At 33.7% G+C, this 22,023-nt stretch carries 25 protein-coding genes; 10 read left to right on the top strand and 15 right to left on the bottom strand.

From position 1 onward, the window contains the following. Positions 1 to 47: 47 nt before the first annotated feature. A complete protein-coding gene (locus tag JOD96_RS21770; protein WP_209566346.1) occupies positions 48 to 992 on the bottom strand; it encodes an OmpA family protein in 945 nt (314 codons plus the stop codon). Positions 993 to 1,116: 124 nt separating this feature from the next. Further along, entirely contained in the window at positions 1,117 to 1,878 is a 762-nt protein-coding gene (locus tag JOD96_RS21765) for an exodeoxyribonuclease III (RefSeq protein WP_209566345.1), read from the bottom strand. Positions 1,879 to 1,997: 119 nt separating this feature from the next. On the opposite strand from JOD96_RS21765, the gene JOD96_RS21760 reads away from it, so the two are divergent. Next, entirely contained in the window at positions 1,998 to 3,800 is a 1,803-nt protein-coding gene (locus JOD96_RS21760) for a GNAT family N-acyltransferase (protein WP_209566344.1), read from the top strand. A 75-nt stretch (positions 3,801 to 3,875) separates the two neighbouring features. Here the strand turns inward: JOD96_RS21760 and JOD96_RS21755 are convergent, their stop codons facing one another. From JOD96_RS21755 to JOD96_RS21735, 5 genes are all read right to left on the bottom strand, one after another. Then, complete coding sequence (locus JOD96_RS21755; RefSeq protein ID WP_209566343.1) at positions 3,876 to 4,241, bottom strand: DUF805 domain-containing protein; 366 nt, start codon at positions 4,239 to 4,241, stop codon at positions 3,876 to 3,878. A gap of 121 nt (positions 4,242 to 4,362) precedes the next feature. Then, on the bottom strand, positions 4,363 to 4,830 hold the full coding sequence (locus JOD96_RS21750; protein ID WP_317195317.1) for a DUF805 domain-containing protein: 468 nt from the start codon (positions 4,828 to 4,830) through the stop codon (positions 4,363 to 4,365). A 24-nt stretch (positions 4,831 to 4,854) separates the two neighbouring features. Beyond that, the gene (locus JOD96_RS21745) at positions 4,855 to 5,136 is read right to left on the bottom strand and encodes a TM2 domain-containing protein (RefSeq protein ID WP_209566342.1); all 282 of its coding nucleotides are present in this window, start codon (positions 5,134 to 5,136) and stop codon (positions 4,855 to 4,857) included. Positions 5,137 to 5,149: 13 nt separating this feature from the next. Further along, positions 5,150 to 5,575: a DUF805 domain-containing protein gene (locus JOD96_RS21740; RefSeq protein WP_209566341.1), complete on the bottom strand. Its 426-nt coding sequence runs from the start codon at positions 5,573 to 5,575 to the stop codon at positions 5,150 to 5,152. A 188-nt stretch (positions 5,576 to 5,763) separates the two neighbouring features. Beyond that, the gene (locus JOD96_RS21735) at positions 5,764 to 6,714 is read right to left on the bottom strand and encodes a 2-hydroxyacid dehydrogenase (RefSeq protein WP_209566340.1); all 951 of its coding nucleotides are present in this window, start codon (positions 6,712 to 6,714) and stop codon (positions 5,764 to 5,766) included. Between the two features lie 180 nt (positions 6,715 to 6,894). Between JOD96_RS21735 and nhaA the strand changes: the two genes are divergently transcribed. Further along, entirely contained in the window at positions 6,895 to 8,037 is a 1,143-nt protein-coding gene (gene nhaA / locus JOD96_RS21730) for a Na+/H+ antiporter NhaA (RefSeq protein WP_209566339.1), read from the top strand. Between the two features lie 209 nt (positions 8,038 to 8,246). Then, entirely contained in the window at positions 8,247 to 8,870 is a 624-nt protein-coding gene (locus tag JOD96_RS21725) for a hypothetical protein (protein ID WP_209566338.1), read from the top strand. Positions 8,871 to 9,056: 186 nt separating this feature from the next. Here the strand turns inward: JOD96_RS21725 and proC are convergent, their stop codons facing one another. The 6 genes from proC to serS form a co-directional block, all read right to left on the bottom strand. Further along, entirely contained in the window at positions 9,057 to 9,833 is a 777-nt protein-coding gene (gene proC / locus JOD96_RS21720; RefSeq protein ID WP_209566337.1) for a pyrroline-5-carboxylate reductase, read from the bottom strand. A 112-nt stretch (positions 9,834 to 9,945) separates the two neighbouring features. Beyond that, complete coding sequence (gene mgtE / locus JOD96_RS21715) at positions 9,946 to 11,295, bottom strand: magnesium transporter (protein WP_209566336.1); 1,350 nt, start codon at positions 11,293 to 11,295, stop codon at positions 9,946 to 9,948. Beyond that, the gene (rsmA, locus tag JOD96_RS21710) at positions 11,279 to 12,064 is read right to left on the bottom strand and encodes a 16S rRNA (adenine(1518)-N(6)/adenine(1519)-N(6))-dimethyltransferase RsmA (protein ID WP_209566335.1); all 786 of its coding nucleotides are present in this window, start codon (positions 12,062 to 12,064) and stop codon (positions 11,279 to 11,281) included. The genes mgtE and rsmA overlap by 17 nt, the downstream gene beginning before the upstream one ends. Before the next feature lie 116 nt (positions 12,065 to 12,180). After that, positions 12,181 to 12,492: a DUF4286 family protein gene (locus tag JOD96_RS21705; protein ID WP_209566334.1), complete on the bottom strand. Its 312-nt coding sequence runs from the start codon at positions 12,490 to 12,492 to the stop codon at positions 12,181 to 12,183. Positions 12,493 to 12,561: 69 nt separating this feature from the next. Further along, positions 12,562 to 14,343, bottom strand: a complete 1,782-nt coding sequence (locus JOD96_RS21700; RefSeq protein ID WP_209566333.1) for a tetratricopeptide repeat protein — start codon at positions 14,341 to 14,343, stop codon at positions 12,562 to 12,564. A 91-nt stretch (positions 14,344 to 14,434) separates the two neighbouring features. After that, positions 14,435 to 15,706, bottom strand: a complete 1,272-nt coding sequence (serS, locus tag JOD96_RS21695) for a serine--tRNA ligase (RefSeq protein WP_209566332.1) — start codon at positions 15,704 to 15,706, stop codon at positions 14,435 to 14,437. 266 nt (positions 15,707 to 15,972) lie between these two features. Between serS and JOD96_RS21690 the strand changes: the two genes are divergently transcribed. Further along, positions 15,973 to 16,452, top strand: a complete 480-nt coding sequence (locus tag JOD96_RS21690) for a hypothetical protein (RefSeq protein ID WP_209566331.1) — start codon at positions 15,973 to 15,975, stop codon at positions 16,450 to 16,452. Positions 16,453 to 16,455: 3 nt separating this feature from the next. Here the strand turns inward: JOD96_RS21690 and JOD96_RS21685 are convergent, their stop codons facing one another. Then, positions 16,456 to 16,995, bottom strand: coding sequence for a hypothetical protein (locus tag JOD96_RS21685; RefSeq protein ID WP_209566330.1), 540 nt, complete (start codon positions 16,993 to 16,995; stop codon positions 16,456 to 16,458). A 131-nt stretch (positions 16,996 to 17,126) separates the two neighbouring features. Continuing rightward, a complete protein-coding gene (locus tag JOD96_RS21680; RefSeq protein ID WP_209566329.1) occupies positions 17,127 to 17,609 on the bottom strand; it encodes a DUF6252 family protein in 483 nt (160 codons plus the stop codon). 299 nt (positions 17,610 to 17,908) lie between these two features. Between JOD96_RS21680 and JOD96_RS21675 the strand changes: the two genes are divergently transcribed. The 6 genes from JOD96_RS21675 to JOD96_RS21650 all read left to right on the top strand — a co-directional run bounded on the left by JOD96_RS21675 (position 17,909) and on the right by JOD96_RS21650 (position 21,795). Then, positions 17,909 to 18,619, top strand: coding sequence for a hypothetical protein (locus JOD96_RS21675; protein ID WP_209566328.1), 711 nt, complete (start codon positions 17,909 to 17,911; stop codon positions 18,617 to 18,619). Position 18,620: 1 nt separating this feature from the next. After that, a complete protein-coding gene (locus JOD96_RS21670) occupies positions 18,621 to 19,217 on the top strand; it encodes a hypothetical protein (protein WP_209566327.1) in 597 nt (198 codons plus the stop codon). 10 nt (positions 19,218 to 19,227) lie between these two features. After that, a complete protein-coding gene (locus JOD96_RS21665) occupies positions 19,228 to 19,917 on the top strand; it encodes an outer membrane beta-barrel protein (RefSeq protein WP_209566326.1) in 690 nt (229 codons plus the stop codon). A gap of 200 nt (positions 19,918 to 20,117) precedes the next feature. Then, positions 20,118 to 20,558, top strand: a complete 441-nt coding sequence (locus tag JOD96_RS21660) for a protease complex subunit PrcB family protein (protein WP_209566325.1) — start codon at positions 20,118 to 20,120, stop codon at positions 20,556 to 20,558. A 17-nt stretch (positions 20,559 to 20,575) separates the two neighbouring features. Then, on the top strand, positions 20,576 to 20,716 hold the full coding sequence (locus tag JOD96_RS21655; protein WP_209566324.1) for a hypothetical protein: 141 nt from the start codon (positions 20,576 to 20,578) through the stop codon (positions 20,714 to 20,716). 176 nt (positions 20,717 to 20,892) lie between these two features. Continuing rightward, positions 20,893 to 21,795 (top strand): PhzF family phenazine biosynthesis protein, encoded by a 903-nt coding sequence (locus JOD96_RS21650; protein WP_209566323.1) that lies wholly within the window; start codon positions 20,893 to 20,895, stop codon positions 21,793 to 21,795. The last annotated feature ends 228 nt before the right edge of the window (positions 21,796 to 22,023 follow it).

The following is a 22,023-nucleotide window of genomic DNA, read 5'->3' as shown; positions in this document are numbered from 1 at the left end:
CCCTTTTTTAAAATCTTAGCATCTTAGTACCTCAGCACCTTAGACTCTTAATTAATACTATTAAGCATCTCTGCGATTTCGTCTAATCTTGGTGTTAAGATGATTTCGATTCTGCGGTTTTTAGCTTTTCCTTCCGGAGTTGCATTGCTGGCCAAAGGTGAAAATTCACTACGTCCGGCGGCAGTTAATTTTTGCTTATTAATTTTAGTGTTTTCACTTAAAATAGCGACAATGGCGGTTGCTCTTTTAGTAGATAAATCCCAGTTGTTTGCAATTGGTCCTGAACCTGCATACGGATCATCATCTGTATGTCCTTCAATAAGAACAGAAAGATCCGGATTATCGCCTAAAACTTTTCCAAGTTCTACAACAGCTCTCCTACCCTCGGTACCAACAGCCCAGCTTCCTGAATTAAAAAGCAGCTTGTTTTCCATAGAAACATATACCTTTCCGTTTTTTTGCTCTACAGTAAGACCTTTACCTTCAAAACCATTTAAAGCTTTAGATAAGGTTTCTTTTAACTTTTTCATTGCCGCTTCTTTTGCTGCAATCATATCTTCAAGTTCTTTTAAACGACTTGCGGTTTTATCTAAACGTGCTTGTTCATCGGCTAATTTCTTAGATTTTGCTTCTAATTGTGCCAGTAATTCACGGTTTTTGGCCATATTGCTTTCAAGAGCATCATTGCTGTTTTTTTCAAGAGCATTGTAAGAGTCCTGAAGTACTTTGTACTTTTTTTGTTCAGCTGCAAGATCTGCTTTTTGTTTTGCAAGATCGTCTTTAGTACTCGCAAGATCTTTTGTCAGCTTATCACGATCCAGTTCTAACTGATTTTTAGCCGTTTTTAAATCAGAATTTTCGTCAGCAATAGAACGGTTTTCTTTTTTTAGGTCTGAATACTTTGATTCAAGGTCGTTGTAAATCTTTTTAGAAACACAAGATGTTGCGGACATAGCTATCATCAGCAATCCGATTGAGGTTTTTTTAATCATTTTACTAGTTGTTTTTATTTGGGGCGTTTAATATTTTTTTCCAAGATTCAAATTCGCACTAATCTTTAGTTAGTTTAGATGGAATTCAAAACTGCTTTTCTTTCAACAATAACAATACCAAAAATTACTCAATCTCAACCAAAACAGGACAATGGTCAGAATGTACTGCATCTGGCAAAATAACAGCGCGCTTTAACCGGTGCTGCATAGAATCGCTTACCAGGTTATAATCTATACGCCATCCTTTATTGTTTCCTCTCGCACCTGCGCGATAGCTCCACCACGAATAATGATGAGGATCTTTATTGAAATGACGGAAGCTGTCAATAAATCCAGATTTCATAAAAGCATCCAGCCAGGCGCGTTCCTGAGGCAGGAACCCTGAAACCGTTTTGTTACGAACAGGATCATGAATATCTATAGCTTCGTGGCAAATATTATAATCTCCGCAAATGATCAGGTTTGGGATTGTAAGTTTTAGCTCGCTTATATACGCCTGAAAATCATCCATAAACATAAATTTATGATCTAGTCTTTCAATATTTGTTCCAGAGGGAAGATACAGGCTCATCACAGAACAGTCATCAAAATCGGCACGAAGGTTACGTCCTTCAAAATCCATGTGGTGAATTCCAGTTCCGTAAACCACATTGTTGGGTTTTATTTTTGATAATATAGCGACACCGCTATATCCTTTCTTTGTAGCAGGATAATAATATTGATATGGGTACCCGGCATCAGTAATTGCATCTGTCGGAATTTGCTCCTGCGTGGCTTTTATTTCCTGAAGACAAATTACATCAGGGTTTGAAACTCTTAACCATTCGATAAATCCTTTTGAAATTGCGGCTCTGATTCCGTTTACATTATAAGAAATAATTTTCATTACAGTTTTTTTTTAGGATTTCAAATGTAATAAAAAAGTGGAAAGTTTATGTTTGAAACTACAAAAAGTAGAGTTTTTTGTTATCTTTGTTCGCTGCTCTAATAAATTAAAAATAGTACATGGGTTTAGTTACCGCGAAAGAAGTTGCAAAGGCAATAAATGTTGACAAGTACGGAGTACTGGGTACTTTTTCGGGCTGGATGCTTATGAAGGTTCTTAAGATATCTACCCTGAACAAGATTTATGACCATAATAAACATTTAGAGGACGTTGCGTTTTTAAATGGAATTCTGGATGAAATGGAAATTAAATTCGAAATTCCGGAAGAAGATTTAAAACGTTTGCCTAAAGATGGCGCTTATATTACCATTTCAAACCATCCGCTTGGAGGGATTGACGGCATTTTGCTATTGAAATTAATGCTTGAAAGAGAACCAAATTTCAAGATTATCGCCAACTTCTTATTACACCGAATTGTTCCGTTAAAAAAATACATTATGCCGGTTAATCCTTTTGAAAATCATAAGGATGCAAAATCAAGTGTGGTTGGAATTAAGGAAACTTTACGCCATTTGAGTGATGGTAAACCTTTAGGAATCTTTCCTGCCGGTGAGGTTTCGACTTATAAAGATGGAAAATTAGTAGTGGACAAACCATGGGAAGAAGGCGCTCTGAAATTAATCAGAAAAGCAAAAGTTCCTGTTGTACCGATTTATTTTCACGCAAAAAACAGCAGATTATTTTATTGGCTTTCAAAAATTGATGATACACTGCGTACAGCAAAGCTGCCATCTGAATTGCTTACACAAAAAGATCGTGTAATTAAAGTACGTATCGGTAAGCCGATTTCTGTCAATGAACAAAATGAAATTGAATCTTTTGAAGAATATTCAGAATTCTTAAGAAAGAAAACTTATATGCTTGCAAATCCTTTTGAAAAGGATACAAAATTGATTGACACAGCGAGTCTGAAAATACCAAAAGCACCTAAAAAAATCGTTACGCCTGCAAACGAATTAAAAATGATTGATGAAGTTAATGCTTTAAGAAACAGCGATTGCCGCTTATTGCAAAGTAAAAACTACGAGGTCTTTTTTGCGAGAGCAAAAGAAATTCCGAATATTCTTCATGAAATTGGCCGTTTACGCGAAATTACTTTCCGCGAAGTAGGCGAAGGAACAAATGAATCTATAGATTTAGATAAATTTGACCAATATTATCACCATATGTTTTTGTGGGATGATGACACAAAACGTATTGCAGGCGCGTATCGTATGGGATTGGGTTCTGAAATTTATCCGAAATACGGTCTTGAAGGTTTTTACCTAAATGATCTTTTTAGATTTGAGCCTGAATTACACGATATGATGCACAAATCGATCGAAATGGGACGTGCTTTTATCGTGAAGGATTTCCAGCAAAAACCAATGCCTTTATTTTTGTTGTGGAAAGGTATTATTCATACGACTTTACGTTATCCTGAACACAAATATTTATTGGGCGGTGTGAGTATCAGCAATCAATTTTCTGATTTTTCGAAATCGTTAATGATTGAATTTATGAAATCTAACTATTATGATCCGTACATTGCGCAATATATTCACCCGAAAAAAGCCTATAAAGTAAAACTGAAAGATGCTGATAAGGATTTCATTTTTGATGAGGCTGAATCTGACTTAAACAAATTTGATAAAATTATTGATGAGCTGGAACCAGGAAATTTACGTTTACCGGTTTTAATTAAAAAGTATATCAAACAAAATGCGCGTGTAGTTGCTTTTAATGTAGATCCTTTATTTAATAATGCCATAGATGGTTTAATGTACATTAGAATCGCAGATATACCTGAAAGCACAATGAAACCTGTTATAGAGGAATTTCAAATAGAATTAGAGCGTAAATTATCTGAGAAAGAAGATTAAATAAAGCTGATATAAAACAAAACCCGTTTCGGATGAAACGGGTTTTTTATTACAATTTTTTTTTAAAGAATCTATTTATTCCTGTCCTATCTGGTTGATTTCTTCAAGTTGATTTTTAGGATCTGCACCGTATTCATTTGGTCCTTTTTCTCCTTCAGTACACATTAATATTATATTGTATATCGGAATAAGAATAAACCAACCGCTTTTTCCAACATCATGTACTCTTCTTACAGCAACAGCAATTCCCGGGATTAAGACTGCCAGACTGTAGATATTTCCAATTAATGCTAATTTAGGAGAAATTAATCCCGCAATAAAACCAAGAACAAAAGCAATGATAAAATTAACTAAAAAGAACATCCAATATTCTTGTCTTCTGGCTCTTCCATTAAAATTTGCGTAGTTTTCAAAAACTACTTTTTTGTACATTTCAAACATAATAATTTTAATTAAATTAAAATGCAAGATCATATATCCAAAAAAGAAATTATGCCTCTAAAAGTTGTTTTTATAATAGAAAAAGTCTTTAAAGCATTTCCAAAAAAAATTAAAACTATTATTAGACTAATTCTTTGCCGATTTCTTCCATTTCATCAAACTCATCTTTAGGATCAGCACCGTATTGGTTTGAACCACTATCTCCTTCTGTACAAAGTGAAATAACAAACCAAATTATTCCGGCTATAGGAATAAATAAAACCAAGATAAACCAACCGCTTTTTCCGATATCGTGCAATCTTCTTATCATTACAGCAAGACCCGGTAATAATACTAAAAGACTGTATAACCCCCTAAGAATACCTAGGTCGCCGGCTCCAATTACAGATCCAGTAAAATAATCTACTATTGCCAAAATGATAGATATTATTATACTTACCAAATTATAATACCAATATTCACTTCTTCTAGCCCTGCCATTAAAATTTGCATAGTTTTCAAATACTACTTTTTTATAGCATTCAATCATAAATTTATTATTATTTTTAATTCCTACTTTTTTTGAATATTTCTTAAAAAAAAATCCCATTCTTTCGAATGGGATTTATACTATTTAGAACCAGCCTTTCTTACCAACCTGGTACGTCTGGTAAAACTCTTCGTCTGTTTTTGTCAGGTATATAATACCTTCGATAAGACCAATAATTCCGCCAATTGTTCCACAGCTAACAATACTGATAACAAGCTGAATAATTCCTTCTTGTGTATATCCTAGGATAAATTTATGCACTCCAAGTCCTCCTAATAAAATAGCAAGAATTCCTGCAACAACTTTTTTATTTTCTTCTCTTGGTGCTTGTGGAGTATTCCACGATTCTGGTTTTGTAGTTTCCATAGTTTATATATATTTATTGTAATTCAACTTTTCCAATTTCATTGATCTCTTCTATCTCATTTTTAGGATCCGGACCGTATTGATTTGGACCACGATTACCTTCTGTACAGAATAAGATTAAAATCCAGATTCCACCAATAAACGGAATAAAAGCAACTAAATAAAACCAACCGCTTTTTCCAACATCATGCAATCTTCTTACAACTACTCCCAAACCAGGAAGAAGCGTAGCTAAAGCATAAAGACCAAAAAGAACATAACCGATAATTCCTCCCGTAAGTGCATCTCCAAAAACACTTCCGATTATAACTCCTATAACTACTAATAAAATAGAAATTAAACCATTAGCAAGTGCAAAATACCAATATTCGCTTCTTCTTGCACGGCCTTTAAAATTTGCATAATTTTCAAAAACCACCTTTTTGTACCATTCAATCATAATAATAATTAGTTAGTTGATTCCTACTCTTTCGGATTTTCGGTTACTCCCTCTCAATTCTAAAACTTGTCTTTATTTAGATTCATTCTTAAAATTCAGGAGCAATATTATTAAAAATTAACAAATAAAACTAATTATCATTATTATATTTAGAAGAAAAGGCTCGTTATTAAAATCTAAAACAAACGTTAAGAAATTTCATAAAGCGCTTTAATTTTATCTACAATTACCTGAGCCAGTCGTTCATGGCTTTCAAACGTCCATCCTGCAATGTGAGGAGTTAATAAAACATTTTTGGCTTCCAGTAAATACTGAAACGCTTCAGGGGTATTTTTGTCCTGAAAAAGGGTTTCAAAAGATAGTTTTTCATACTCAAGAACATCCAATCCTGCCCCCAGAATCTTTTTAGACTTCATGGCTTCGACTAAATCTGCTGTGACAATATTTTTACCACGAGAAGTATTTATAATCCAAAATGGCTTTGAAAATGCATTTATAAAATCGGCATTTACCATTTTGTCTGTTTCGGGTGTCCAGGGAAGATGTAAACTTAATACATCTGCCTTTTTTTGTAATTCCTCTAAGGAAACCTGTTGGGCATTTTCATCTCCTACACGATCCAAAATATCATAACATAAAACCTTCGTCTCAAAACCACGTAGTTTTTTCGCAAAAGCTTTACCCATATTTCCGTACCCTATAATTCCGACAGTTTTTAAATCCAGCTCATGTCCACGATTACTTTCCCGGTTCCAGTGTCCGGCTTTTATTTCGGCGTCGGCCTGATTCAGATTATTAAATAATGATAAAATTACGCCAAGTGTATGTTCTGCAACAGCGTTGCGATTACCTTCAGGTGCCGCTATCAGACTGACTCCCTTACTTTCTGCATACTCACAATCAATACTTTCCAGGCCTGCTCCAACTCTGGCAATAAACTGCAAATTGACAGCTTTATCCAAAAAAGCCTTGTCTATTTTAAAACGGCTTCGAATTACAATTCCGTTATAATCCTGAATTTTGGCTTCTATTTCTTCTTTGCTCGATTTAAAATCCGCGTGATTTTCAAAACCTGCTTCTTCCAGCTGTCCCCAAAGAATTGGATGGTTACTGTCTATATGTAAAATTTTAGCGCTCATTTTTTTTCATTTAATGTGAAACAAAAATACACCTTATTCTTTAGTATTGAATTTGAAAAATCAACTTCAAATCAAACAAAATGTAGTAAATTTTTTATTGAACATATTTTTTTTAACTTTGAAGATAACCGCATACTTGGATAAATCGCATAACTTATAAATCTGCAGAATCATTCTACAATGAAAATGACCAAAACTTTTAAAGCTTTTTTTGAAAATGAAAAATCCGGAGGAATTATCTTATTGTTTGTAACAATACTGTCACTTCTCCTGGCAAATTCTTCTTTTCAAGCACCTTATATTTCATTTTGGGAAAAAGATTTAGGGGGACATTCAATCACACATTGGATAAATGATGGTTTGATGACTATTTTCTTTTTATTAATTGGGTTAGAATTAGAACGTGAAATTTACCATGGAGAATTATCGAATATAAAAAATGCAGCATTGCCTATAATGGCAGCATTTGGCGGAATGTTTATTCCGGCGTCAATATTTCTGGCTTTAAATTACGGAACAGCAACGCAAAATGGAGCTGGAATACCAATGGCTACAGATATTGCTTTTGCAATTGGTATTTTATCCTTATTAGGAAATAAAGTTCCCACATCATTAAAAATATTTTTAACTGCACTTGCTGTTATAGATGATTTGGGTGCTATAATTGTAATTGCTGTTTTTTACACCACTTCAATCTCATTCCTAAATCTTGCTATTGCTTTAGGAATTTGGGGATTTCTTTTTATTTTGAACCGAAAAAAAGTTTACAATATCATTCCGTATTTAATTGGCGGAATTGCAATGTGGTATTTTATGCTAAATTCTGGTGTTCATGCAACAATTACAGGGGTAATTTTAGCTTTTGTTATTCCGTTTGGGGATGGCGGAAAAAAATCAACTTCATATCGATTACAACACTTTTTACACAAACCTGTTGCCTTATTCATTCTTCCGCTTTTTGCAATTGCAAATACATGTATAGCAATAAAATCAGATTGGCATACGGGCTTAAATCATCCTAATGCATTTGGGATTATTCTTGGTTTGGTAGTCGGGAAACCAATCGGTATCTTGCTTTTTTCATTCATAGGAGTCAATGCGGGAATTTGCAGTCTACCTAAAAGTCTGAAATGGACACATATCCTGGGCGCTGGAATGTTGGGCGGCATTGGTTTTACGATGTCCATTTTCATTACCATATTAGCTTTCCAAAATCCCGAAATAATTGTATTCTCAAAAATTGCAATTCTGATCGCTTCTGCTCTTGCGGGAATTTTTGGATTTGTTTATTTGAGGTATATTTTGACGAGAAAGAAAGTTTAAATAAAAATAAAATTTCCAATTATTCGCAAACTTGTCATCCTGACGGAGGAAGGATCACACACATAAATCGCCAAAGATTGGAAAATTACTACGCAGAATTTCTTGTGTGATTCTTCGTTCCTCAGAGTTTTACAGGCTAGATATTTCGCAACAAAATTCTAAAGACAAATAAATGTTTTTTTTGTAATAAAAATCCTTAATTTTATATATTGAAATTAATCTTAATTAAGATGGGCTGGGACACACAAATAATTATAATTGTAGAGAATATACAAAATGAAGAGCGAGAAATTACTTTAGAATTGTATCAATCTGATGCTAATAGTTACTTTCATAATGGGCTTTCATTTGCAAAATTTAAACTTTGTAGTGACGAAACCAAAGTATTATTTTTCACTTACGAAAGACGCAAATATTTGCCATATTGGGCAATTCAAGATATATCTTTAAAATACCCCGGAAAATATTTTACAGCTATAGGCAGTTCTCTCGATTTCAATTTAGGCCCTGCAGGAATTATAAAAATATTGAATGGAGAAATTATAGACAGTTATGGTTTTTGGAAAAGAGAACTAGAAGTAACTGAATTCTTAGAAAACCCAATTCCAGAAGCTCTTTATCAATGGTTTGGAAAAGATAAATTAGAAGAACAACTTAGAGAACTTCATCTTGATAAACAACCAAAAAAATGGATTCAGGATTTGGATTTATATGCAGAAAATATAATAGAATTTACAGAACAACAAAATCAGCAATTCATTGAAATAGTTAATTATTATACTGAAATTGGTGATAATTGGGAGGAAATCAAATTAACTGAAGATGTAATTTAGTTCAAAAAAAATTAAGTCTAAAACAATTATCTATTACCTTCAAACAGGGACTATCAATGTAAAGAGGTCTTCGACTTCGCTCAGATTGACAATAGTAAGAAAAACAGATAATCTCAAAACAAAAATTCCAAATCTCAACTTAAAAATTGGAATTTGGAATTTTCATATTTTGGAATTTTAATAATTCTAACCCTTAATCTGTTTCAAAGAAGTTTTAATTCCTTTGATTAAAGACGAACTGAAACCATTATGTTCCATTTCGTTCAGACCAACAATTGTACAGCCTTGCGGTGTTGTAACGCGGTCGATTAATTGTTCCGGATGTACTTTTTCTTCTAACAGCATTTTTGCGGCACCCTTTACAGTTTGGGCAGCGATTGCCAAAGCGGTGTTAGAATCGAAACCAATCTCAATTCCTGCCTGCATAGAGGCACGAATGTAACGCAATGCATATGCAGTACCACATGCACCCAAAACTGTCGCTGCATCCATCAATTTTTCATCGATTACCGGAGCAGTTCCTAAATCCTGAAATAAGTCAACAATTGGCAATGCTTTTTCTCTGTCTTTTTCAGGAAAAGAAATACAAGTTGCCGATTCTCCAAACTGGGCTGCAATGTTTGGCATAATGCGGACTACGGGATATTCGTTATTTGTTTTGGCTTGCAGCATATCCAAAGATAATCCACTTACCGCAGAAGCAATTGTTTTGTTTTTGATTACGGGCAAAATTTCGGCAAAAACCGTATCTACCTGATAAGGTTTAATGGTTAAAATTACCACATCAGCTTCCTGAATGTTATGTTTATTATCTGAAGATACTGTAATTCCGTATTCTGTCAAATATTGAATACTGGCTGTATTTCTTCTTGTGACTGTGACCTGATTGTTTTTCGAGAACTTTACAATTCCCAGGGCTATAGAAACGCCAAGGTTTCCTCCTCCAATAATGTGTACTTTCATCTTGGTTGGTTTTAATTTATTTTAGGCTGATTAACAGCATATTTTCCCGTCACAAATTACAGAGATTTTATAGATTTTAAATCACTATAACAAATGAATTTGTGCCAAAAATCTAAAACCCGAGAATCATTTTTGCTACTCCGAAATAAAGCATAATTCCAAAAACGTCATTGGTAGTTGTTATAAAAGGACCCGTCGCAATTGCCGGATCTATTTTATTTTTATGAAGAAAAAGCGGCACTAAAGTTCCTAAAGTTGCGGCAAACAATATCACAACAATCATCGAAATTGAAATCGCCACTCCCACTAAATACTGACCATACATTAGTGAATGGTATCCTAAGAGAAGTAATGAAATAATACTTCCCGAAATCATCGATACGGTAATTTCTTTACTAAAATAACTTCGGCTAAACTCTTTTAAAGTTCCGTTTGCTAAACCCTGAACTACGATTGCCGATGCTTGAACACCTATGTTTCCGGCAGTAGCCGAAAGTAAAGGCACAAAAATAATTAAGGTTGAATATTTTTGAAAAGCTGTTTCATTGTCTTTCAAAACAAAAGAAGCTACAATTTCAATCACCATTCCTATTAAAAGCCATGGCAAACGCGCTTTTGTCAATTCCAGAACGCTGTCATTAGTTTCAATATCCTGTGTAATACCGGCCGCTAACTGGTAATCCTTATCGGCTTCATCCTTGATTACGTCTACGATATCGTCAATGGTAATTCTTCCAACCAAACGTCCTAGCTCATCTACAACAGGAATAGCTTCCAAATCGTATTTTTGCATGATACGTGCTACCTCAACATCTTCGGTATCTACATTTACAAAATTTAATTTACGAATATAGACGTCTCCAATTTGTGTTTTTGTTGAAGATGTCAGTAAATCTTTTAATGACAATCTTCCTTTTAAGCGGTTTTCATCATCAACAACATATATAGAATGTACTCTCGATACGTTTTCTGCCTGAATCCGCATTTCTTTTACGCAAGTAAGTACATTCCAGTTCTCATTCACTTTTACCAGCTCCTTTCCCATCAGACCCCCGGCCGAATTTTCATCGTAACGCAATAATTCAACGATATCTTTTGCGTGCTCAACGTCATTTAACTCCGAGATTACTTCTGCTTTTATTTCCTGCGAAAGTTCTGCGATAATATCGGCAGCATCATTGGTTTCAAGCTCATCAAGCTCTTCGGCGATTTCTTTTGGTGAAAGTCGGCTTAAGATATTCTCACGCAAATCATCTTCTAATTCAAGAAGAATTTCGGCGGTTTTATCACTATCTAAAACTTTAAAAATGTAGGTTGCTTCGTCAAAATCCAGTTCATCAAGGATTTCGGCGATATCGGCGTGGTGCAGGTCATTAAGTAAAACTTCAAGTTCTTTGTCGTTTCTCTTAACGATATGCTCTTCTAACTGCTGGATTAATTCTTTGCTAACTTTGAACTCCATCGGCTTCTATTTTTTGAGTCAAAACAATAAATTCATCAACGCTAAGTTGCTCCGGTCGAAGATCAAAGATAGTGTCTTCTCGCAATTTATCTGATAAATTTAATGTTTTCAAACTGTTACGTAATGTTTTTCGTCTTTGCTGAAAAGCAGTTTTTACAACTGTAAAAAATAACTTTTCACCACAAGGAAGACTGTAATCTTCCTTTCGGGTCATTTTCATCACACCCGACTTGACCTTGGGCGGAGGAATAAAAACATTTTCGTCAACAGTAAACAAATACTCTGTATCATAGAAAGCCTGAGCCAAAACGGATAAGATTCCGTAAGCTTTTGAGCCTTTTTTCTCGCAGATTCGTTCTGCTACTTCTTTTTGAAACATTCCCGAAAATTCGGGAATCTGGTGTTTAAACTCTAAAGTCCTGAAAACAATCTGTGTCGAAATATTATATGGAAAATTTCCAATAATTGCGAATTGTTTGTTTTCATACACTTCATTTATATTGTATTTCAGAAAATCCTTAGAGATAATCTGATCTTTTAATTTCGGATAATTTTCGCCCAAATATGCTACAGATTCGGTATCAATTTCGATTACGTGTGTATTAATTGGCTTATCAAGCAAATATTTAGTAAGCACACCCATCCCCGGTCCTATTTCTAAAACCTCTTCATATCCTTTTAAGCTCAAAGTGTCTGCAATTGCTTTTGCTATGCTTTCGTCTTTAAGGAAATGCTGTCCTAAATGTTTTTTGGCTTTTACTTTTTCCATTATATGTTTTATTTGCCGCGAAGGCTCAAAGGCACAAAGCTACTTTCTTCTTTTGTTTGAAATCAAATTTTCATACTATTTTTAATGAAAACTGGAAAACCTGCGTTGTAGCTAAATTAATGTTCTGATATAACTTCCAGTTCTGTTCTAAATGAAAGCATTTTATCTGCAAATAATTCCAAAGCTTCTCTGTCAAATTTCGGTTGATCCTCAAGATAATATTTCTCCAAAATACCTTTATTATCTGTTGTGTATTGTACAGAATAGGTAATTCCTCCCATTTCTTCTTCCACTAAGACTTTTACAATTCTCGCAGATGAAAATTTTTGGGTTGCTAAGATTTCAGGGATATGTTTTTCCTGCATCCATTTTAACCATTGGTCATGAACGCTTTCATGTATATTGGTGGTAACGTTGTAAATAATCATTTTTTTTGATTTTTGATTTTAGAGTTAAGATTTTAGATTCCTATAAAAAATCTTAACTCTAAATCTGAATTATAAATTCTTGTCTCCTCTCAACTCTCGGTATTTTTTTCTGGCATCAACAAAATAGATACTATCCTGATGGTTAAAAATTACTTTTTCATATAAAGGTTTTGCCTTTTCTGTGTCTTTTAATTCGTCGTTATAAATTTCTGCCGAAAAAAACAGTGCTTCATCTACATAAATTCCGTCGCTGTGATTATCGATTATCTGTTGGTATTGGCTCAAAGCCGAACTATAATCTTTCAGGCTTTCATATATTTTACCTAAACGCAACATTGTTACAGCTTCTATTTCCTGTCCTTTAAAATTCTTCAAAATATTCTGAAACTGGGCAATAGCTTCGGGTTTCTTATTTTGGTAAATCAGAAAATCTCCTTTTGCAAATTGCTTTAGCGCTGTTTGCGTGGAGTCTGCAACTGTATTATCATTAATCAGTAAAAAATATTCCAGGGCATCATTGGCAATCAATTGCGTGTTGGCTGACTTTAATTCTTTGAATTGTTTTAAAGCCCATTCAAAATCAGTTTTATAATAACTTGTTTTTGCTGCTTTTAAACTTGCTTCATGCGACATGATATCATTCTTAAGATCTAACTGAATCTGGGAATAATAAATCAATGCCTGATTGAATTTTTCTTCCAAAAGCAAAATATCACCGAGTTCCATTTTGGCATCTGCTCTTTGGTATTCATTGAGATTAAGATCTAATGCTTTTTTTATTACTGCTTTGCCTTCTTCCGGTTTTTTTAAATTAAAAGCCAGAAAGTGTGCCTGAATAATTTGCAAAGATAAGCTAAATGGAGTGATTTCATAGGTAGTAAGCAATTGCTGCAATTCTGCGTTTATTGCCGGGTAGTCTTTCTCCTGAGATTTAGCAATTTTAATTTCCATTAAACGTGCATTTGTCTGAATCAGCAAATCTATGTCTTGGGTGTTTGAAAGAATAAAATTTAAAATTTCTACAGCTGTTTCGGTATCATCTTCATTTAATGCAAACTGACTAAGATTAACTATACTGATTAGCGATTCTGGTTCTCTTTTGTAAATGGCTTTTTCCTGAATGAAGGCTTTTCCAAATTCTTTTTGCTGTACATAAAACCAGCTTAGGTAATGATTCCAAAAGACATCCTGATCTTTCTGCGTTCTAAGTATTAATGCTTTTCGCATGGCATCCTTAAAAGCGGTATTATCTGTTTCACCATTCATAAAACGAGCTAACTGCGTTTGAATCAGGTTTGAATTTTGCGGATTTTGATACGATTCTGTCAACAAAAGATCAATCATCTGATCAGTCTTTCCGATCTGACCATACAGCATTCCGATCTGAAAATTAAAATTATAATTGGGCTGAATTCCCATCGCCGTCTCATACGCTTTTAAAGCGTATTCTAACAAAACCTTTTTCTCAAAAGAGCTTGCGATACCGTAAACATCATTTGGATTGGTTTTTATTTTTTCTATTGCCTGATCGTAATAATTTTTGGCTTTGGAATCGTTTTTTTGCAGTTGAAAGTTGTATCCTAATTCTACCAGAAAAACACCTTGCTTATATCGGTTATATCTTTCCTGAATTGCTTTTTGGGCTATATCAAACTGCTGCAGCTGCTGATAGCAATCTACTGTTCGTAAAAAATACTGCGTATTGGATGGTGAAGCATTTAAAAGCTGTTCGTAACTGACTTTAGCTTTTTCGAAATCGCCTTTGTCGTAGTAATATTGAGCCAATTGCTCATTTTGAGAAAACATAAGGCCTGACCACAACAAAACGATATAGATAAAGATGTTTTTCATATTTCAGTTTTTTCCGGGTGTGGTTTCAGTCGCAATTAAGAAACCTAACAGGTTTAAAAACCTGTTAGGTTATTCTAAATTACTATAAAAATTAATCTATAATATCAAATCCGCAATAAGGACGTAAAACTTCTGGAATTACGATTCCTTGCGGCGTTTGGTAATTTTCTAAAATTCCTGCTAAAACTCTTGGCAAAGCCAATGAGCTTCCGTTTAGTGTGTGCGCCAATTGATTTTTTCCGTCTTTGTCTTTAAAACGTAATTTAAGGCGGTTGGCCTGAAACGTTTCGAAGTTAGAAACTGAACTAATTTCTAACCAGCGATCCTGTGCTGTAGAAAATACTTCAAAATCATACGTCAAAGCTGAAGTGAAACCCATATCTCCGCCACAAAGACGCAAAATACGGTATGGCAATTTCAATTCCTGAAGAATATTTTTTACATGTTCTACCATTCCGTCAAGTGCTTCGTAAGACTTGTCAGGATGTTCGATACGTACAATTTCTACTTTATCAAATTGATGTAAACGGTTTAACCCTCTCACGTGTGCTCCATAAGAACCTGCTTCACGACGGAAACATGGTGTGTAAGCTGTATGTAAAACAGGCAATTCGCTTTCGTTTAAAATAACATCGCGGAATAAATTTGTAACCGGAACCTCAGCGGTTGGAATCAGATACAGGTCATCTATAGTAGAATGGTACATTTGTCCTTCTTTATCCGGTAATTGTCCTGTTCCGTAACCTGAAGCTTCGTTTACCAAATGCGGTACCTGAACTTCATTATATCCTGCAGCTGTATTTTTGTCTAAAAAATAATTGATTAAAGCACGCTGCAAACGGGCACCTTTTCCTTTATAAACCGGAAATCCTGCGCCTGTAATTTTTACACCTAATTCAAAATCTATAATATCGTATTTCTTTACCAGTTCCCAGTGCGGTTGTGCTCCTTCGTGCAAAACCGGAATATCGCCTTCCTGAAAAACGTTAAGGTTATCATCCGGTGTTTTTCCTTCCGGAACAATATTTGCCGGAAGATTTGGTAATGTGTATAATTTGTTTGTTAATTCGACAGCCAAAGCTTCTGCTTTTTCGCCCAATTCCTTGCTTTTTTCTTTTAATGAAACTGTTTTTTCTTTTAGGATTGCTGCTTTAGACTTCTCTCCGGCTTTCATCAGTTCCCCTATATCTTTGGACAATTTATTAGATTCAGATAAAGTATTGTCTAATTCTACCTGCGCAGCACGACGGTTTTCATCTAATTGCACCACTTCTTCAACAACGCTTTTAGCATCGATATTTCGTTTTGCCAAAGCCTTGATTACTTTCTCCTGATTTTCTCTAATAAATGCGATTTGTAACATAGCTTGATTTTTGTAACTATTGTATTTTTTTTATAATGGAAGCAAATTTAAGGAAATGTTTGTTAAGATTGGGGACAAACTTACAGGTAAAAAAGATTTTCACAGCGTTAGCCTAACTGATTGCAGAGAATCTCTAAAAATATAGTATAATTTCTATGCTTCTTTATATTTTTATTGTGAATCCCTCATAAATAAAATGTTCAAAATTCAATACAACTTTAAACTCCTAAAGCTATTTATATATATTTGTTTAAATATTTACAATTATGAAAAAAACATTACTTCTGATTTTACTATCTCTTTCAATGGTTATTACAAGTTGTAACCAACAAACTATTACAAGTTACAACAATACTATTGTTAAGGCCCACACTATTTTGATCAACACTAACGAAGACTTTTTTGCGAAAAGCCGAACTTATTTCGGAAAGCCTGAATCAAAAAAGGAGTTCCTTCAACTAATTGAAGAAACAAAAATTAAAATAGCCGAAGGAAGAAAACCTGTTGAAGAACTTGTTGAATTTAAGGACCATGGTTTAAGAAAAACTATTTTAGAAATGTATTCTAATACTCAGGATACTATGGACATCTTTAAAACATATGCTGATATGATAACTTCACCCGGACATGAAGTTGAAAAAGCTGATTTGCTTGTGAAAGAATATTCAAAACTTATTGAATTAGATCAATTGATAAAAGAGCTGCAAGTTCAATATGCATACTATAATAAAACGGAGTTAAGGTAGTTATTATGCTCTCTTGATTTCATGCCCGACAAATTCCTCCAGAGCAGTAAACATTTCATCTACAGAAAGCACTTCTGTATCAGGATGAGACTTTAGAAAGGCAGCATTTAATTCAGCCAGGTTTTCATCCAGTTCAAAAAACAAATCATTATTGAGTAAATCCCGAAACGGATTTGGCCCTTCAAATTTAGCTTTTAGGAACTTCCCGAGTTTAACAGAACTTTGCAAACGCAATTTTCTGTTTTGTTCCTGGAATAATGCCAAATGTTTTTCGGCACCAATCAATGCCAGGCCTTCTTCTATTAATTCATTCAGTTCTTTGTTCCAACCGGAATCATAAACAAATTTTGAGAAATTGCCTTCTGTGTATTTTGAAGTATAATAATCTAAGTAATAACTCATTAATGCGTCTTCGTGAATCAAATCGTCGTCTATTTTTTCTTCACGCATCAGGTTAATTACCGAAATGTTAGAATTGATGATATCCTGAGGATTGTTACTGTTTACTGCGGTTTCTGAAATTATGATTCTGCCGAATTCCATTTTGAGTTTGTTTAATGTGTCTGGTGCAAATTTCGGAGAAAATAATGGAGAAAAGAAATGGTTTTTGAATATAAAAAAACAGCAGTAAACTTTTGCTTACTGCTGTCTCATACTTTATGCTAAAAAAGCTTTTAGAATCTCTCTACACTAAAGCTGCCTTCGGTAACTGTAAATGTTTTATCACCCTGAGTTCCTGAAAAATTGAATGTTCCTTCGATTCTTTCAGCATTAACTTTAGTAATGTTGATTGTTCCTGATGTTGCACTTGCATTATTAAGTTCTGGCATAAAAGAAAAACTTGCCTGATAAGTTGTGGTAAGGTTTGACAAATCAAAAACTACATTATGAGTCCCAACGGTTGGACTTGACGGCAACCATAAAGAAACTTTTTTATACGTATCATCAATTCCTTCCGTTCCGGAAATATTTATACTCTCAGAAGAAGAAAATTCTGATTCATAAGTATAATCTTTTTCTTTGTACTTGAATTTGATAAAATCTGTTGTTGGGTTTTCATTTTCGTCATCCTTAGAATCATCACTACTACACGACGTTGACATTGCTAATGTAAAAATAGCAATCGCAAAAAACATAATTCTTTTTAAATTTTTCATTTTGGCTTTGTTTTAATTTTTAATTGTCACAAATATATACTTATTACTACAAGAAAATTGTTAACAGCGATGTTTTTGAAATGTAAAAGTTTCAAATAATTTATCTGGAAAAACTAAGAAATGATGGTAATAACTTATTCTTAAAATTGAAATTAAATTTCCAAATGAAACCAAATGAAATAGTTAGTTCAAAATTTTAGCAGAACAACTTTTTTCACAAAATAAAAACAATAAAAACCTTAATAAAACCATACTTTAGCACTTTTTTATACCAAAAACAAATGTAATACCAGAATTTTATGAAAAAAACTTTACTTTTTTTATTTGCTTTTGTATGTGTTTTATCGAGTTGCTCAAGTGAAGCAGTGAGCTGTTATTTGCCTGATATCACTACAACAAGCAATTCCCCGCTTGTTCCGGGTGGAACATTACAACTAAAAACTCCTTTTGAGGATAATCCTGAATTAAATTATGTCTGGACAGGACCAAACAACTTTCAATCAAATATTCCGAATCCAATTATTGAAAATGTTACTGCTACAATGGCTGGGGAATACAAATTAAAAACTACCAAAGGGATTTGTGAAAGTCTAGAATCCTCAACTCTTGTTGAGATTAATGCTCCAAATATTCCATGCAACCCAAACAAAAATACCATAACCTTTGAGGGTGGTTCTTTTGCACCGCTTACTTTTTCAGTATATACTTCAAATTACAATACCAATTTCAAAATTAAGGCGGGTAATTTACAGGGTGATCTTACGATTGAATTTGCAAGTGAAGATCGTCCAACACCTGGAGTTTACAGAATTTGCCCGGATTGCCCAACTTCATTTATGGAAAAGGATCAGGTTTGTATAAGTTTCAATTACATTGAATATTCTGTTGCCAGAGAAGGCTTGGTCTATCTGTCATCATCAAACGGAAAACTTACCGCTGTTTTTTGCAACGTAATTTTCACACCTTCTATTTTTACTCTGAATTCGTCAGCAACTTTAACGGAGAATTAAAATGAAAAAGTTATTACTAATTCTTCTTTTTGTTTGTTCATGTTCGTTTGCGCAATCATCTTATATTGTTGATAAAAAAGGAAACAAGTCACTTGTTAGGGATGAACTTACTGAGGTGATACTGATTGATAAGAGAATATCTTATGTGAATGTTGGAAAGAGCTGGGAAAAATATATCAAGTTCGAAGATCTGGATTATGCTTTTTTGGGCCTTAGCTACTTAAAATCATTTCACTTAAACCAAAAGAAACGAGCTAAGGTATATTTTGTGTTTGCAGAAAAAGAAGACAAAAAACTTATCGGTGTTGCTATAACGGTTACATCATCTACTTCTACCGGCAGAATGATGTCTTCAAAAACATTTTACGAACTATATGTTGTTGATAATAGCGAAACTATACTAGATCAAATTGATGTAACATCAGGAAAATCTGATGAAAACATAGAACTGCGGGGAAAAATTGCTCCGATGATCAGAAAGCATTTTTCTGACTGTCCTGAAGTAATGTCAAAACTTCAGAAATATGATGTTGCCGACGAGGAGAACAGAACAATACTGTCCTTCATTTCTGACACAGATTACATTGAATGCAAATAAAATTTTAAACATGAAAAAACTAACAATACTTATTACAATATTCTTTTTTAATTTATCTATATACAGTCAGGCTCCAAGGGGGTTTTATATTGCAGCTGGTTTTAACCAGACAGATTTAAAATCATCTGATTTACTGAGTGAAGGTAAACCTGGTTTTTATGCATCGGTAAATATGCTTATGGGCTATCATGAAAATTATAATTATCAACTGGAAATTGGCTACAAACAAAATAATTTGGATGTAAAATATGTAGATGGTGATTTTAGTGAAGCAAAAACATCAAAATATAAATACGCTGATTTTAATTTTGGGCTTTATTTAAACTATTACATTTTAAAACCTGAAGAAGATGAGTTCTTCGTAGGGCCACAGGCAGGTATTTTTGCATCACTACTAGATCCGCTTACACCATCAAAAGGTGCAGATGTTACGGGGCAATATTATTTACCTTATTTGCTGGATGAAAATGATTTATCAAATTCTTCTAAAATTAATTATGGTGTTGGCCTTGGTGTAACGGGAGGATATAATCGTTTTAGATTTGACTTAAGATACAGCTTAGGACTAGCCAATACTTTAGCAAATGTTGAAGTAAACAGTTATAATGAAACCAATACTTACACCGGACCGTCTCTAAATGGTAAAACCAATTCTTTGACGTTCGGAATAAGCTATAAAATATTTGCTTTCAAAAAGTAGTCAATTAAATTTTAGTTCTTTTACAAGTATCAAAAAAGCAAGTGTTTTTTTGTCTTTTAATTTGCAAAAATATTTTTATATTAGTTTAAAAATCAAAACATTATTAAAAAAAGCCAACGCAACCTTTTAGATAAAAGTATATCTGTTAATAAATACAAATCACACAAAGTGGGTTGCATTTATAACCAAAAACTAAAACCATGAAACAGATTATTTTATTATTTAGCATTTTATTTTTATTAATAGGTTGCAGCAGTGATGACTCAGAAGCATCAGAGGTAGAATTTTCAGTAATCGGTCAGGGAAATCATTATAACGGGAATTTCGAAAATCCCAAAGCAAATCTGGTTATTAAAAATAATGATCAGTGGACTATTTTGAAAAATCATCTGACCTCTTATTCAATAGCTCAACTGAACGAAACTAATATTGATTTTAATAAGTATTATGTTATTGCCGTTGTTGATGAAGTACGCCACAGTGGAGGATATTCTATCGATATTACAAAAATTAGTCAAACTGACAGAAGTATAATTGTCAAAGTAGAACAGCTTAAAAAAGGAGATTTTACTTCTATAATAACCCAGCCTTTTCATATTGTCAAAATTGCAAAGACAGGAAAAAAAGTGGTTTTTAAATAACCCAATAATTCACTAAGATGAAAAATATTCTAAAAAAACTAACCCTGTTTTTCATCTTAGGAATTTTCTACATTTTTGGCGGAATCATTTACGCTATCATTCTTATAAACGGAAATTCTGCTCAGGATGGGTTAGGATTTATATTCTTTTTACTATAATTCCGGTTTTTATACTTTTACTATTCGAAAGATTTCTGGTTCGAAAATTTGGCAGCCAAAAAGTTAATCGGACACAATTTTATTTTGTGTTATTTATAGTAATTTTATGGATTATTAGAGCAATCGCAAATTTGTGATTTTCTTCTTCGTTTAAAGTAATTCTGAAAAATCCATTTATGAAAGAAAGAACAGCATTAGAATATTATGTGTTAGATGTGTTTTCAAATACAAGTTACAAAGGAAATCCTTTGTCAGTTGTATTTACAGATGGCGATTTAGAATTAGAAGTTTATCAAAATATTGCCAAGGAATTTGGCTATTCAGAAACTTCTTTTGTTTATTATTCAGATACGCAAAAAGCGCTTAATGTGCGTTCCTTTACTCCTATCGGTTTTGAAATCGATGGTGCCGGGCATAATTTACTGGGTGCAGTTGCCGGAGCTTTATTAAAAAAAATGCCAATATTTCAGGATCAGGACGAAAACAATCGTTTTGTAATGATGAAAAATGCCCCGATTCCGCTAACGGTAAGTTTCGATCCTGCTACAGGAGACCCGATTGTGCAAATGCATCAAAAACAAGCTGTTATTAAACATCAGGTTCCAACCTATAAAATCGCTATAGCTTTAGGTTTTAAGATTGAGGATTTAGAAATCGATATGTTGATCCCTACTGTGGTACAAACTGAAGTTTCGCACACAATGGTTCCTGTAAGAAACAGCCAATTGCTCAACGAATGCATTCCGGACAGTAAACTCTTAATCGAAATCTCAAAAGAATATCAATTCGAGGGATTTTATTGTTTTGCCGTTTCAGATGAAAATCAGGATCACATCGTCGAAGCCCGCTTTTTTAACCCTATAATTGGCATAGAAGAAGATCCTGCAACAGGAACAGCAGCTGGTCCGCTAATTGCTTTTTTGACAAAAAACAGATATGCACAGGTTAATAAGGAATATAAAATTCTTCAGGGTGTCAAATTAAACCAACCTTCTGTAATAGAAGTAATGGATCGCGGAAAAGATGTTCTGGTTGGCGGTTCTTCTATTATTACAATGCGTGGAGAACTTTATTTATAATAAGAACCACATTTTATTATATTTTCATTTGTCAGGCTGAGCGGAGTCGAAGCGCATTTGCTGAGTAGCTTTGCGGGCTTCGACTCCGCTCAGCCTGACAGCATGTACTCAAAACCTAGAATCATTTCCAAGGAATGACTAGTCCTAAATAATCGATACAGATTATTAGACAAATATATTTAATTAAACACCTGTAAGAACTTTTTTTACAGGTGTTTTTCTTTTATA

This window comes from Flavobacterium sp. 1355, from assembly GCF_017833415.1.
Classification (GTDB): Bacteria; Bacteroidota; Bacteroidia; order Flavobacteriales; family Flavobacteriaceae; genus Flavobacterium.
Note: the sequence above shows the minus strand (reverse complement) of the source record. Positions and strands in the feature narration are given on the sequence as shown.